13 protein-coding genes are annotated in these 12,991 nt (G+C 67.1%); 6 read left to right on the forward strand and 7 right to left on the reverse strand.

Going from position 1 to position 12,991, the window contains the following annotated elements:
* The first annotated feature begins 3 nt into the window (after nt 1-3).
* Both J2Y49_RS32510 and J2Y49_RS30370 read left to right on the forward strand, forming a co-directional pair.
* The gene (locus J2Y49_RS32510; protein WP_409017938.1) at nt 4-120 is read left to right on the forward strand and encodes a DUF6867 family protein; all 117 of its coding nucleotides are present in this window, start codon (nt 4-6) and stop codon (nt 118-120) included.
* Nucleotides 121-289: 169 nt separating this feature from the next.
* Nucleotides 290-1,390, forward strand: a complete 1,101-nt coding sequence (locus J2Y49_RS30370) for a branched-chain amino acid ABC transporter substrate-binding protein (RefSeq protein ID WP_310119353.1) — start codon at nt 290-292, stop codon at nt 1,388-1,390.
* An 82-nt stretch (nt 1,391-1,472) separates the two neighbouring features.
* Here J2Y49_RS30370 and J2Y49_RS30375 read toward each other — a convergent pair whose 3' ends face one another.
* Nucleotides 1,473-1,763 carry a hypothetical protein gene (locus J2Y49_RS30375; protein WP_310119355.1) on the reverse strand — a complete coding sequence of 97 codons (291 nt, stop codon included), beginning with the start codon at nt 1,761-1,763 and terminating at the stop codon, nt 1,473-1,475.
* Nucleotides 1,764-1,991: 228 nt separating this feature from the next.
* On the opposite strand from J2Y49_RS30375, the gene J2Y49_RS30380 reads away from it, so the two are divergent.
* On the forward strand, nt 1,992-2,198 hold the full coding sequence (locus J2Y49_RS30380) for a hypothetical protein (RefSeq protein ID WP_014249984.1): 207 nt from the start codon (nt 1,992-1,994) through the stop codon (nt 2,196-2,198).
* 34 nt (nt 2,199-2,232) lie between these two features.
* Here the strand turns inward: J2Y49_RS30380 and J2Y49_RS30385 are convergent, their stop codons facing one another.
* A complete protein-coding gene (locus J2Y49_RS30385) occupies nt 2,233-3,318 on the reverse strand; it encodes an MBL fold metallo-hydrolase (protein ID WP_310119359.1) in 1,086 nt (361 codons plus the stop codon).
* Between the two features lie 213 nt (nt 3,319-3,531).
* On the opposite strand from J2Y49_RS30385, the gene J2Y49_RS30390 reads away from it, so the two are divergent.
* Entirely contained in the window at nt 3,532-4,575 is a 1,044-nt protein-coding gene (locus J2Y49_RS30390) for an OmpA family protein (protein ID WP_310119361.1), read from the forward strand.
* Nucleotides 4,576-4,756: 181 nt separating this feature from the next.
* Nucleotides 4,757-5,425, forward strand: a complete 669-nt coding sequence (locus tag J2Y49_RS30395; protein ID WP_310119362.1) for a response regulator transcription factor — start codon at nt 4,757-4,759, stop codon at nt 5,423-5,425.
* A gap of 27 nt (nt 5,426-5,452) precedes the next feature.
* On the opposite strand, the gene J2Y49_RS30400 is transcribed toward J2Y49_RS30395, so the two are convergent.
* The 3 genes from J2Y49_RS30400 to J2Y49_RS30410 form a co-directional block, all read right to left on the reverse strand.
* Nucleotides 5,453-6,187, reverse strand: coding sequence for a hypothetical protein (locus J2Y49_RS30400; RefSeq protein ID WP_310119364.1), 735 nt, complete (start codon nt 6,185-6,187; stop codon nt 5,453-5,455).
* Nucleotides 6,188-6,350: 163 nt separating this feature from the next.
* A complete protein-coding gene (locus tag J2Y49_RS30405) occupies nt 6,351-7,004 on the reverse strand; it encodes a bifunctional 4-hydroxy-2-oxoglutarate aldolase/2-dehydro-3-deoxy-phosphogluconate aldolase (protein WP_310119366.1) in 654 nt (217 codons plus the stop codon).
* Nucleotides 7,004-7,930, reverse strand: coding sequence for a MurR/RpiR family transcriptional regulator (locus J2Y49_RS30410; RefSeq protein ID WP_310119368.1), 927 nt, complete (start codon nt 7,928-7,930; stop codon nt 7,004-7,006). Before J2Y49_RS30410 ends, J2Y49_RS30405 begins: the two co-directional genes overlap by 1 nt.
* Before the next feature lie 192 nt (nt 7,931-8,122).
* Here J2Y49_RS30410 and J2Y49_RS30415 point away from each other — a divergent pair, with 192 nt between their 5' ends.
* Nucleotides 8,123-8,965: a fumarylacetoacetate hydrolase family protein gene (locus J2Y49_RS30415; RefSeq protein ID WP_310119369.1), complete on the forward strand. Its 843-nt coding sequence runs from the start codon at nt 8,123-8,125 to the stop codon at nt 8,963-8,965.
* Between the two features lie 55 nt (nt 8,966-9,020).
* Here J2Y49_RS30415 and J2Y49_RS30420 read toward each other — a convergent pair whose 3' ends face one another.
* Nucleotides 9,021-11,186, reverse strand: coding sequence for a methyl-accepting chemotaxis protein (locus J2Y49_RS30420; RefSeq protein WP_310119372.1), 2,166 nt, complete (start codon nt 11,184-11,186; stop codon nt 9,021-9,023).
* Between the two features lie 511 nt (nt 11,187-11,697).
* Nucleotides 11,698-12,873: an NO-inducible flavohemoprotein gene (gene hmpA, locus J2Y49_RS30425; protein WP_310119374.1), complete on the reverse strand. Its 1,176-nt coding sequence runs from the start codon at nt 12,871-12,873 to the stop codon at nt 11,698-11,700.
* Nucleotides 12,874-12,991 lie beyond the last annotated feature (118 nt).

Below are 12,991 nucleotides of genomic sequence, written 5' to 3' on the forward strand. Positions count from 1 at the left end.
ACGCTGACGGCGCACCGCATCGCCATCGCCCGGCGCATGGTCAACCAGTATCCGTGGCTCTATGAGACTGCCGGTCCGTTCGGCTGGCGAGAGCGGACGGGTATGGCCGAGGAAAAATAGTTCATTAGGAATAGACCGTACGGCTGATTGGTGCCGGTGAAACTGTCGCACACTGCACCACTTGGGGTATGGTAATCTGGAAACCGCCGGAGGGGACCCGGCGGCAAGGCCCGCAAGGGCCGGGGGTATGTTGCAACAGGGACCATTCACAGAACAGGGAAGCACACCCATGAAATTCAAGCTGTCCCTTCTCGCCGCGATCGCGGCGACCGCGCTCTCCGCCACGGCCGCCCAGGCCGATATCGCGGTGGCCACCGCCGGTCCGATCACCGGCCAGTACGCCACCTTCGGCGAGCAGATGAAGAAGGGCATGGAGCAGGCCGTCGCGGACATCAACGCCGCCGGCGGTGTCCTGGGCCAGAAGCTGAAGCTGGAAGTCGGCGACGACGCCTGCGATCCCAAGCAGGCCGTCGCCGTCGCCAACCAGCTGGCCAAGGCCGGTGTGAAGTTCGTGGCCGGCCACTTCTGCTCGGGCTCGTCGATCCCGGCCAGCCAGGTCTATGCCGAAGAAGGGATGCTGCAGATCTCCCCGGCTTCGACCAACCCGAAGCTGACCGAGCAGGGCCTGAAGAACGTCTTCCGCGTCTGCGGCCGTGACGACCAGCAGGGCCTGATTGCCGGCAAGTATCTGCTGGACAATTACAAGGGCAAGAACGTCGCCATCCTTCACGACAAGTCGGCCTACGGCAAGGGTCTGGCCGACGAGACGCAGAAGGCGCTGAATGCCGGCGGCCAGAAGGAAACCATCTACGAAGCCTACACGGCCGGTGAGAAGGACTATTCCGCCCTGGTGTCGAAGCTGAAGCAGGCGAACGTCGACGCCGTCTACATCGGTGGCTACCACACCGAGGCCGGCCTGATCGCCCGCCAGATGAAGGACCAGGGCATGAAGGCCATCATCGTGTCGGGTGACGCGCTGGTGACCAACGAGTACTGGGCCATCACCGGTGACGCCGGCGAGAACACCATGATGACCTTCGGTCCGGATCCGCGCGAGAAGCCGGACGCCAAGGCCGTCGTGGAGAAGTTCCGCAAGGCTGGCTACGAGCCGGAAGGCTACACCCTGTACACCTACGCCGCGCTCCAGATCTGGGCCGACGCGGTGAAGCAGGCGAACTCGACGGACGCTGCCAAGGTTGCCGAAGTCATGCGCAAGGGCAACTACAACACCGTCATCGGAAAGATCGGGTTCGACCCGAAGGGCGACGTCACCAGCCCGGCCTATGTCTGGTACAAGTGGAAGAACGGCCAGTATGCCGAAGTGAAGTAAGCGAAACGCATCAGCGTTCCGTTGAAAGGGGGTCGGCACTTCTGTGCCGGCCCTTTTTTATTCGACCCGACTTGGCGCCGGGTCAGGGAATAGGTCGGGGAACATAGGCGACGGATTGGGCCGCCGACTGGGCCACGGAGGGTTGCGCTGCGGCAATTGCCGGCGAGGAGAGGCCGGATGCGCCCCGGCGACCCGACCGCTCGTTCAGCAGTCGTTCGGAGGTCCGCATCACCTCCCGCCAGAAGGCGGCGGCACGGGTGTGGTTGGCGGCCGTGAGTTCGACAAGACGAACGCGGCTCATTCGAATCGCGGTTTCGCCCAGTTCATCAACCAGGCGGGTCGCGAAGACAAGCACGTCGAGATCGGTGTTCATGACCGCTATGAACCCACAACCGGGACTTTTGTTCCAGCTTGAAACCGCACTGCGGCAAAGGGTCATCGGGGGTGCCCCGGACGTGCTGCACTGCAGCAACGCTTATGCGGCATCCAAGAACGGTCACCGAACGGACACTCGCCACGACGGGGGTGTTTTGTGGTTCAATGGCGCCCTTCACGGCGGCCGTGACGGCAGCCGGTATGGGCTGGGTTTTGGAGAACGACAATGCGCAGAAAGCGCGAGGTGATCGAGGGTCAGATTTATCGCAAGCTGTCCCCCAGCGGCGGCTATTGGGAAGTGGTCGCCATCCGCAAGGACGGCATGGGCACCCAGCATGCTCAGATGAAGCGAACCGACGACCCGAAGACACTGAAGACCCTGTCGGTGTCGACCCTGCTCGACCCCCAGCAGTTCGAGATCGTCACCGAGTAGCGACCTGTCCGACAAGCACCTCGGGTCATCGGGGCTAGCCGGTGGCACGCCGCCGGTAAAGGTCGATGTCCGGCCCAACCTTCCTGCCGCCGGACACACGCTCCAGTCGCCCCTTGCGGATCAGATGGTTGAGGTGCGCCACGGCTTCGCCCACGGCGAAGACGGTCTGGTGCGGGTCGAGCGGCCGCGGGAACAGCGCCTGCGTCACCTCCGCCGCCGTGCGGGGCGATGCGCAGAGCGATTCGATCTCCGCCAGCCGTTCGGCATGATGGAGGGCCAGATCGTCGGCGCGCCGGTGCAGGCCGCGGAAGGGGCGGCCGTGTGACGGCAGGACCAGCGTGTCGGCCGGCAGGGCGGCCCAATCCTTCAGGCTGGCGAGATAGTCGGTGAGAGGATCGGCGTCCGGTTCGGTCGGCCAGACGCTGATGTTCGGGCTGATCCGTGGCAGAATCTGATCGCCGGAGATCACCAGGGACAAGGCGTTGCCGTTGTCATCGCCATCAGCCGGCCGGTAGAGGCTGACCGGTTCGGCCGTATGGCCACTGCCGCCGATCACGGTCCAGAAACGGTCGCCCACCGGCAGCCTGTCGCCAGCACGCAGGCGGGTCAGCGTCGCCGGCACGCCGGGGACGCCGCGGCTGTAGGCACCCTTGCGGGCGAGCACGGCGTCCAGCGTCTCCGGCGCCAAGCCGCAGCGACGGTAGAAACGCTCCACCGCGGCATCGGTGGCGGCATTGTTGCCGGCCGAAAGCATGCGGGCGAACAGCCATTCCGTCAATGAGGTGGCGAAGGCCGCGCCGGTCCGCTCCACCAGCCAGTTGGCAGCGCCGATGTGGTCGGGATGGAAATGGGTGGCGACCACCCGCTCCACCGGCCGGTCGCCGAGCGCGTCGCGCAACAACCCCTCCCACAGGGCCAGCGTGTGCCGGTCACCCAGCCCGCAATCGATCAGCGTCCAGCCGTCCGCTCCGCCGTCCAGTGCCCAGGCATTGATATGGTCGAGTTGGAAAGGCAGGGACAGCCGGATCCACAACACGCCCGGCGCCACCTCTTGCCAGCCGCCGGGATCCGGGGTGGTGCAGATGGGGTAGTCGATCGCATCGTCCGGGGTAGATGGCATCGGGGTGGGTATCCAAGTCATTGTTATCACAGAAGGAAATGCCAGCAGGAGCGCTGCGGCAAATCTGCAACAGAAAAAGCGGCCGTGCGTGGGCGGGATTGGAAGGCGCGCGTACTGATTCCATTGTCGGGGCCGGAGCCCGTTCTGTCACGTGTTTCGCCGCAGGCCGGGATGTCCCGATCCGCCAACGCCGTCAACGATGGGAACAAGAACATGACGATGCGTGGGATTTTGCTGGGCACGGCACTGGCCGTCGCCGTTCCTTCCCTGGCCATTCCGACTGCCGCCTTTGCCGCGCCGGAAGGCTTCTACGTCGGCGCGGGGGCCGGCGTGAACTGGACCGAGGATGCCGACCTCAGCAGCTATCCGGCCCCGGGCCTGGGTCTGAAGGAGGAGTTCAAGCTCGGCGGCATCGGCGACATTTCCGTCGGCTACGCCACCGCGATGGGCCTGCGCGCCGAACTGGAGGCCGCCTGGCGTTGGCGCAACAGCGTCGACGACACCAGCAGCGCCACTCCCGGCCTGAACGGCCTGGGCGGCAAGACGAGCTCGTATGCCTTCATGGGCAACCTGCTCTATGACTTCAACATCGGCCTGCCGATCACGCCCTATATCGGCGCCGGTGCCGGTATCGCCGGGGTGAAGAAGACGCTGAACGGCGCCAGCGACCGCGACTGGGTCTTCGCCTATCAGGGCATCGTCGGCGCGTCCTATGCCATCAACGACACTGTGGCGCTGACGCTGGACTACCGCTACTTCGCCACCGTCGATCCGGAGTTCGAGCTGGGTCCGGTGACCTCGAAGAGCGAATACCGCAACCACACCATCCTGGCCGGCCTGCGCTATACCTTCGGCGGGCCGTCGCGCGCCACGCCGGTCGTTGCCCCGGCACCTGCCGCCCCGCCGATGGCCGCCCAGCCGCAGAGCGAGTATCAGGTGTTCTTCGATTGGGACAAGGCGACGATCACGCCCAATTCCGCAAGCATCATCGGCGATGCCGCCGACGCGGCCAGCCGTGCCCGTGCCGTCCGCATCCAGGTGATCGGCCACACCGACACCTCGGGCTCGCCGACCTACAACCAGCGGCTTTCGATCCGCCGGGCCGAGGCGGTGCGCCAGGCGCTGGTCGCGCGCGGCACGCCGGCCAACATGATCTCGATCGAAGGCGTGGGCGAGAACCAGCTGATGGTCCCCACCGGTCCGAACGTTCGCGAGCCGTCGAACCGCCGCGCCCAGATCCTCATCAAGATCTCCTGATCAACATCTCCTGATCTGGGCGAACCTGCACGCGGGGGAGGGGGCGGATGACCTCCTCCGCGTTTTTCTTTACGGTTCCTCCCGGCATTGCCGTGCCCGGACGTGCGAAGGAGGTAGCGCCGGCCGTTGCGTCAGCGTATGACGATGCTGCACGCGAGGCATCTTCGGTCCGAGACGTTACATGCAGGTTCTGATCGCCGACGATCATTCCATCGTCCGCAGCGGCTTGACCCATCTGGTGGGTGAACTGGACGAGCAGGCCACCGTGGTGGCCGCGACCAGCTTCAGCCAGTTGAACGCCATCCTCGACGCGTCGATGCTCGAAGGCGGCATCGCATTCGACCTGATCGTGATGGATTTGCGCATGCCCGGCCTGGGCGGTCTGGACGACGTCGAGGCGCTGGTGAAGCGTGTGGCGCCGGTCCCCGTCGCCGTCTTCTCGATGATCGAATCGCCCGACGAGATGCGCGCGGTGCTGTCGCGCGGCGTGCGCGCCTTCATCCCGAAATCGACCGACGACGTGCTGGTGGTCAACATCCTGCGGCTGGTGATGGCGGGCGGATCCTATGTGCCGCCGGTTCTGGGCATGCCGGGAGCGCCCGCGGCGGCCGGGGCGGGGCCTGCACGGGGCGGCGCGCCCAGCGTGTTCGACGGTCTGACCCGCCGGCAGCTGGAGGTTCTGGACCTGCTGGCCCAGGGACTTTCGAACCAGGAGATCGGCGAAAGGCTGGGCCTGAACCTGTCCACCGTGAAGACCCACGTCACCGGAGTGCTGAAGGCGCTCGGCGTCGGCAGCCGCACCCAGGCGGTCCTGCTGGTCAAGGAATCGGGGCGCGACCGGCTGGTTTGAGGCCGGCTTCGGGGCTGGGCGTCGCTTTCACAACAGCGCGTTCAGCAGCGACCCGCGGCCGCCATAGCTGCCGCCGGATCCCCCCAGCATCATCGAGGCGGGATTAATGGAGGCGCTGCCGGCACCCAGAATGGCAGCCAGCCCCTGCAGCTTGGTGTTGTTGCCGAAGGGGTTGTCGCCCTTGGCCGGCTGCTTGGCGATGGTGTCGTAGTCCTTGCTGTAGTTGCCCATGCGCAGCTGGACGCCGTAATTCTTGGCTTCCTTGACCGGAACATCCTTTTCTCGGGCGATGCGCAGCGTGTAGTCGCCCTTGTCCAGCGTGAGTTGGCCGGATTTCAGCTTCTGGAAGGCGTCAAAGGTGGCGCCGGCATCCTTGTTGCTGTCGGCGACGACCTTGCCGCCACGGTCCATCAGCTGCAGCCGCACCCCGGCATCCCCCACCGTCCCCAGCGTCGGGGCGCCGGAACTGGTGACGGTGAATTTATAGAAGTCGGCGGGATCGTTGGAAGCCAGCGAGCTGAAGACGTTCAGCCTGCTGGTGTCCTTCACCAGCGTGCCGATGCTGGTCGCGAAGGGCGCGGCGTTCAGCGCCGACTTGTTGACGGTCTGCTCGTACTCCTGGACCTTGCCGGTCGCGCCGCCGCCGGTCGCGCCGCCATTGCCGGCTGCCTGCTGCTGCACGCGCTTGACCGCGGCATCGATCGACTGCTGCAGGCTCTGGGCCATGCTGCCGACATCGGTGAAGCTGGACAGGCTGACCATGGCGTGCTCTCCCTCGTTCCGCATCCCCAGAAGGGATGTCGACCAGGGCTTTGCAGGATGCAGGCCAGCTCCAAAGCGTTGACGATCAAGGGATTTAAAATGTGCCCATCCTGCCACCCGGCAGCTTTGCCCCGGCCGGGCGGCAGGATTTTCCCAGGGGGTATCAGGCGCCCTTGGCGGCCCGGTAGGCGTCCATCAGCTGGCGGCCGGCGGCCATGATGGCCTCGCGGTCGCCCTTCTTGACCAGACCCTCGTCGACCAGCTTGCCGCCGGCACCGACGCAGGCCACGCCGGCCGCGACATAGGAGGCCACGGTGGTGGCGTCGATGCCGCCGGTGGGGACGAAGCGGACGCCGGGGAAGACCGACTTCAGCGCCTTGATGTGGGCCGGGCCGACGGTGGAGGCCGGGAAGATCTTGATGGCGTCGGCACCGGCGGAGATGGCGGCATGCACCTCGGTCGGGGTCAGGGCGCCCATCAGGCAGGCCACGCCGTGGTCGCGGCACGCGGCGGCCACCTTCGGCACCACGCAGGGCGACACGACATACTTGGCGCCGGCCTTCACGACGTCGGCAACGGCGGCCGGGGTCAGGACGGTGCCGGCGCCGATCAGGGCGCCGCCCTCCGCCGACAGCTCCTCGATCAGGCCGACGGCGCCGGGGGTGGTCATGGTGATCTCGAAGGTGCCGTAGCCGGCCTCGCGCAGCCAGCTGACGGCAGTGCGCGCCAGATCGGCGGAGCTGTTGCGGATGACCGGCACGACACCGTAGGCGGCGAGCTGGTCCAGGATCTCGGAAGCGGTCGGGGTGGTGGACATCAGGATTCCTCAGGACTCTTCTGGGGGGACAGGGAAAGCGACGGAGCGGCGGAGGCTGGACGGTCCGGCACGCGGTGGTGCCCGGCCAGCACGGCCTTGATGCGGGCAAGGCGGCGGTCCAGACCGGGGGGAGCCTGCAGGCCGACGGCGACGGTCAGGGCGTCGATCAGGGCCAGCTGGGCAAGACGGGAGGCCATCGGGGTGTGGACCGCAGTGTCTTCGTCCACATCGACGGTCAGGCGGATGTCGGCGCGTTCGGCAAGCGGCGTGGCCGATGCGGTGATGGCGATCACCGTCGCGCCGCCGTCGCGCGCGATGGCGGCGACGTCGAAGATCTCGTCGCTGGTGCCGGTCTTGGAGATCGCCAGCAGCGCATCGCCGGGGCCGAGCGTCGCCGCGGCCATCGCCTGGAGATGGGCGTCGGTGCTGGCGGTCACCTGCGGCAGAAGGCGGAACAGCTTGTGGTGGGCGTCGAGCGCCACGGTTCCGGACGCGCCGACGCCGACGATCTGCACCCGCTGCGCGCAGGCCAGCACGCCGGCCGCACGCTCCAGCGCCGCGGTGTCCAGGCGGCCGCGCAGGCGGACCAGCGCGTCGATGGAGCGGTTCAGCACCTTTTCCGTCGCACTGGCGACGCTGTCGCCGGGGGAGAGGTCGCGCACCAGTGGGGTCGGCCGGTCGCCGGCCTCTTCCCGTGCGGCGGAAGCCGCCAGATGCTGGGCGAGCGCGATCTTGAATTCATGGAAGCCGCCGAAGCCGGCGGTGCGGCAAAAGCGCAGGACGGACGGTTCGCTGACGCCGGCCTTGCCCGCGAGCTGGGCCAGACTGGCGCGCACGGCGGCATGGGGAGCGGCCAGCACGGTACGCGCCACCGCGGCTTCCGCCCGGCGGAGCCTGTCGAGTGAGGATGCGATCGTGTCCAGCATGCGGGAGTCCACCTGGGGAGGTGCGGCGGCCGTTCCGGCTGCCTGCGAACCTGATGTAGTTTTACTACAGACTGGCGGCGTTGTCGACCGATCTGTGAAGTAACGCTACATTTCGTTCGTTCACCCTCTTTACTTTCCGCGCCGACAGGTCAGGATCGGCGGGCGCCAAACTCCTACCAGGGAAGAGTTTTCATGAAACTGCTGCGCTACGGCCCGCCGGGCCAGGAAAAGCCGGGAATGCTCGACGCCGAAGGACGCATCCGCGACCTGTCCGCCCATCTGGACGACATCGCCGGTGCGGCGCTGCTGCCGGACGGGCTGGACCGCCTGCGGGCGATCGACCCGGCGACGCTGCCGCTGGTGGAAGGCAACCCGCGCCTCGGCCCCTGCGTCGGGCGCGTCGGCAAGATGGTCTGCATCGGCCTGAATTTCTCCGACCACGCGGCGGAGACGGGGATGGCGGTGCCGCCGGAGCCGATCATCTTCATGAAGGCGACCAGCGCCATCGTCGGCCCGAACGATCCGATCGAGCTGCCGCGCGGGTCGGAGAAGACCGACTGGGAGGTCGAACTGGCCTTCGTGATCGGCAAGACCGCCAAATACGTCTCGGAAGACGAGGCGATGGACCATGTCGCCGGCTATTGCATCGTCAACGACGTTTCCGAACGCGCCTTCCAGATCGAAAAGCAGGGGCAGTGGACCAAGGGCAAGAGCTGCGACAGCTTCGGCCCGACCGGTCCCTGGCTGGTGACGCGTGACGAAGTCGAAGACCCGCAGAATCTGAAGATGTGGCTGGAGGTCAACGGTCACCGCTATCAGGACGGCAGCAGCGCCACCATGGTCTATGGCGTGCGCTATCTGGTGTCCTACCTGTCACGCTTCATGAGCTTGCAGCCGGGCGACATCATCTCCACCGGCACCCCGCCGGGCGTCGGCATGGGCCAGAAGCCGCAGGTCTTCCTGAAGACCGGCGACGTGGTGGAACTGGGCATCGAAGGCCTCGGCACCCAGCGCCAGATGGTCGTCCAGGGCTGATACACCCCCTCACCCCAACCCCTCTCCCACAAGGGGAGAGGGGCTCTGGCTGCTGTTACGCCGACCGCACCTGACGCAGGAAGCGGTCGATCTGCTGTTGCAGGTGGCTGGTCTGGGTCGTGACCTCCTGGGCCACCGACAGAACCTCCTGCGCCGACTGGCCGGTCTGGCCGGCGGCGGTGCGGACCTCGCCGATGTTCTGCGAGGCCTGGGCGGTACCGCCCGCCGCCTGCTGGACATTGCGGGCGATTTCCGAGGTGGCCGCACCCTGCTGCTCCACCGCCGCGGCGATGCTGGCGGCGATGTCGTTCAGCCGGCCGATGGTCATGCCGATGCTGCGGATGGCGTTCACCGCCTCGCCGGTCGCCTGCTGCATGGCGCCGATCTGGCCGGCGATCTGGTCGGTGGCCTTTGCCGTCTGGCTGGCCAGCTGCTTGACCTCCTGCGCCACGACGGCGAAGCCCTTGCCGGCCTCACCGGCGCGGGCGGCCTCGATCGTCGCGTTCAGCGCCAGCAGGTTGGTCTGGCCGGCGATGTCGGAGATCAGGTCCAGGACGGCGCCGATCCGGCTGGCCGCCTCGTTCAGTTCGCGCATCGTGCCGTCGGTGCGCTCCGCCTCGTTGGCGGCCTTGGCGGCGATGGTCGCCGATTCGGTCACCTGCCGGGCGATCTCGCTGATCGACTGCGACAGCTCATGGGCGGCGGACGCCGCACCGTCGACGTTGACCGATGCGGTCTCCGCCGCCTCGGCGGCGCTGCCGGCCTGGCGGGACGTGTCGTCGGCGGTCGCCACCATGCCGGCGGCGGTCTGGTGCATCTGGGTCGCGGCGGCGGACACCGTCTCCACCACCACCTTCACGCCGTTCTCGAACTGATCGGCCAGCGACAGCATGGCGTCGCGGCGTTCGCCGGCGGCCCGCTGGCGTTCGGCCTCCGCGGCGGCGCGGGTCGTTTCCACCTCGCGCGCGGTGTCGCGGAAGACGAGCAGCGCCTCACCCATCTCCGCGATCTCGTCATGGCCGTGCAGCGCGATCTCCGCATCCAGGTCGCCGGCGGCGATGCGGCCCATCCCGGCCTTCAGTGCCAGCATCCGGCCGATGATGACCCGGCCAACGTACAGCCAGACGACCAGGATCGACACCAGGATGCTGGCGGCCGCCACCGCGATCTGGGTCAGGCGGCTGTTGTCCAGCATGCGGGTGGTGGCGCCGCTGGCCTCGGCGATGCCCTGCTTCTGGGCGTCGACCAGCGTGGCGATGCCCTTGGACAGGGTGCCGGCCAGCGCGTGGTTGCTCTCAAGCAGTTGGGCGAAATAGCCCTCGATCGCCAGTTCCTTCTGGCGCAGGGTGACCATCGACTCCTCGCCGACGGAATATCCGGTCAGGAGCTCCGCCTGCTTGGTGGCGACTTCGGCCAAACGTTCAGGCAAGGCCTGCGCGGCATTCGCGAGTCCGGCCAGCGACACGCCGACGCGCGTCTCTATGATCGCAAGCCGCTGGTCGTCACGGGTGCTCGCCGCTTCCATCAGCATGTTGCGGACGTTGGCAGCTTCGGCGGTGACCGTGGCCAACGGCTTCTTCTGGGCCATGACCCGGTTCAGGGTGGTAGCGGCCTCGCGCAGGATGGCGGGCTCGGCGTCGGGCTCGGCCAGGGTCGAGCGCGCCTGCTCCTCCTCATTGTTCAGGACGGAGGTCCAGGGCGCGGTGAATTTCTGGATTTCCGCTTCCGCCGCCATCACCTTGGGCAGCATCGCCTCCCGCGTTGCGGCAAGCGCGACCCGATCCGCCGCCGCCTGATCGAGCTGCACGAGGTTGCCGAGCAGCCCCTTCGAGGAGTCTTCGATGGCGGTCAGCTGGGTACCGGCGGAACCGGTGGCCCGCAGCCGGTCGAGGCGCGTGTTGAACTCCTCCTTCGCCGCAGCGATGCGGGCGGACACCGCCTCGCGCGCGGCGGCCTTGTCGGCGGAGGTCAGTTCCGGCGCCAGCGCGACCAGCTTTTCGGCCTGCTGCGCCACGCCCATGCCTTCGGTCATCGCCGGCACCGCCTCGCCAACGATGGCGTCGATGGTGGTGCGCACGTTGGCGTAGCCGATCAGCGCCACGGCTGCGGCCACCAGCGTGCCGGACAGCACGACGCCGATGGCGATCATCAGCTTTCCACGCAGGCCGGAATACCAGGCACTGCCCTTCGCGGGCTTGTTCCGGTGACTATCGTTCGACATCCCGTCCTCCCCCCGGCGCTCGCGCGCCGGCACAGTCTGGTCTCTTCTGCGGTCGGCCGTTCCGGCTCTCGCCGCATTGGTCGTTGCGTCCGCCCCCTTCCCCGGACAGCTGGTGGCGAGGTCACAGGAAGGGAACACTTGTAAATAATTCGACAATTACGTGAATAGGAAAGCGCCAAATTCGCTAAGAAATAAATAAGGAGAATCCACGATCTTTCCGTTAGGCGGGACGAAAGTTGCTGCGGCGCGATGGCGGTTCGTCGTGGTCATAGAGCGATTTCAGCGAATGGGCGCGCCAATGGCTCATGCATGCCGCTTGGGATGGTGCATGGCTGTCTGATAGTCGCGTTATCGTAGTGATATAACAGATTTACTCACAACGGCCGGGCGCGGGCGTGACATCTGCGGGGCGAAGACAAGGACGGGCCGGCCCAAGGTGGAAGGACCGGCCCGCCAGAGTGGAGGCCCAGAGTGGCGGCAATGATCAGGTGCCGCAGGTAAGGCGAGAGCTTCAGGCGAGCGCTTCCCGCGGGCCGAAGAACTCGTGGACGATCGCCGACTCCGGAAGGCCCAGCGCGGTCAGGGCCTTCACCACCGCGGCCATGAAGGGCTTCGGGCCGACGACATAGGCGGCAACGCCCGCCTCCTTCGGCAGCAGGCCGCCCAGGCGGTCCTGGTCGAGCAGGCCAACCATGTGCGGCCGGTCGCCCGGCTGCGGATCGGCATAGCAATAGACCGGCTTCAGGGTGTCGTGCAGTTCGGCCAGACGGTCGACCTGCTCGCGGAAGGCGTGGACCGAGCCATTGAGCGCCGCATGCACGTAGATCACCTTGCGGCCGGCCGCCAGTGCCTGTTCGGCCAGCGGCAACGCGGGGGTCTGGCCGACGCCGCCGGTGATCAGCAGCAGCGGACCGGTCCCCTCGCGCAGCACGAATTCGCCGGCCGGCGGGTAGGCGTCGATCTCGTCGCCGACCTGCGCGCGGTCATGCAGGAAGCCGGAGACCACTCCCTGCGGCTCCCGCTTCACCGAAATGCGGTAATCGCGGCCGTTGGGCGAGGCCGACAGGCTGTAGTTGCGGTGGACGGTCTCACCGTCGACGGCCAGCCGCAGGCCGAGATACTGGCCGGGCTGGAAATCCATCACCCGCCCGCCATCCACCGGCGCCAGACGGAAGGAGGTGATGACGGCGCTCTCCGGCGCCTTCTCCGCGATCCGGAAGCGGCGCGCACCGCGCCATCCGCCGGTCAGCGCCGCCTTGCGGGCGTATTCCTTCTCCTCCGCCGCGATCAGCAGGTCGGCGAGTTGCCAGTAGGCCGCGCCCCAGGCATCGGCGACCTCCGCCGTCACCGCATCGCCCAGGACCTTGCCGATGGCTTCCATCAGGCAGGTGCCGACGATCTTGTACTGGTCGGGGGTGATGTTCAGCGAAACGTGCTTCTGCACGATGCCTTCGACCGCCGGACCCAGAACCTCCAGCCGGTCGATGTTGGAGGCATAGGCGATGATGGCGTTGGCCAGCGCCTCCGGCTGAGCGCTGCTGCGCTGGTGGCTCTGGTTGAAGACGGCGCGCACTTCGGGAAAGCGCTCGAACATCAGGGGATAGAAGGTGCCGGTGATCCGGTTGGCGTTGGCGGCGACCACCGGGGCGGTGGCCTTGATGACGGCGATCTGGGCAGGCGTCAGCATGAGAGTGAGCAATCCTTTTGCGCGTCACGATGTCGCAACTGGTTGGCAATCCCTGTGCCAAAGCGACGCAGGGCAGGATTCCGTGCAGTGCGGGAGAAGTGTTGTCAATGCGACCGCA

This window comes from Azospirillum sp. BE72 (assembly GCF_031455875.1).
In the GTDB taxonomy this organism is placed as follows: domain Bacteria; phylum Pseudomonadota; class Alphaproteobacteria; order Azospirillales; family Azospirillaceae; genus Azospirillum.

What these genes read in the sequence shown, in the direction of transcription:
- J2Y49_RS30370 (WP_310119353.1), top strand. Translation starts at nt 290, where the DNA reads ATGAAATTCAAGCTGTCCCTTCTCGCCGCGATCGCGGCGACCGCGCTC.
- J2Y49_RS30375 (WP_310119355.1), bottom strand. Translation starts at nt 1,763, where the DNA reads ATGAACACCGATCTCGACGTGCTTGTCTTCGCGACCCGCCTGGTTGAT.
- J2Y49_RS30380 (WP_014249984.1), top strand. Translation starts at nt 1,992, where the DNA reads ATGCGCAGAAAGCGCGAGGTGATCGAGGGTCAGATTTATCGCAAGCTG.
- J2Y49_RS30385 (WP_310119359.1), bottom strand. Translation starts at nt 3,318, where the DNA reads ATGCCATCTACCCCGGACGATGCGATCGACTACCCCATCTGCACCACC.
- J2Y49_RS30390 (WP_310119361.1), top strand. Translation starts at nt 3,532, where the DNA reads ATGACGATGCGTGGGATTTTGCTGGGCACGGCACTGGCCGTCGCCGTT.
- J2Y49_RS30395 (WP_310119362.1), top strand. Translation starts at nt 4,757, where the DNA reads ATGCAGGTTCTGATCGCCGACGATCATTCCATCGTCCGCAGCGGCTTG.
- J2Y49_RS30400 (WP_310119364.1), bottom strand. Translation starts at nt 6,187, where the DNA reads ATGGTCAGCCTGTCCAGCTTCACCGATGTCGGCAGCATGGCCCAGAGC.
- J2Y49_RS30405 (WP_310119366.1), bottom strand. Translation starts at nt 7,004, where the DNA reads ATGTCCACCACCCCGACCGCTTCCGAGATCCTGGACCAGCTCGCCGCC.
- J2Y49_RS30410 (WP_310119368.1), bottom strand. Translation starts at nt 7,930, where the DNA reads ATGCTGGACACGATCGCATCCTCACTCGACAGGCTCCGCCGGGCGGAA.
- J2Y49_RS30415 (WP_310119369.1), top strand. Translation starts at nt 8,123, where the DNA reads ATGAAACTGCTGCGCTACGGCCCGCCGGGCCAGGAAAAGCCGGGAATG.
- J2Y49_RS30420 (WP_310119372.1), bottom strand. Translation starts at nt 11,186, where the DNA reads ATGTCGAACGATAGTCACCGGAACAAGCCCGCGAAGGGCAGTGCCTGG.
- hmpA (WP_310119374.1), bottom strand. Translation starts at nt 12,873, where the DNA reads ATGCTGACGCCTGCCCAGATCGCCGTCATCAAGGCCACCGCCCCGGTG.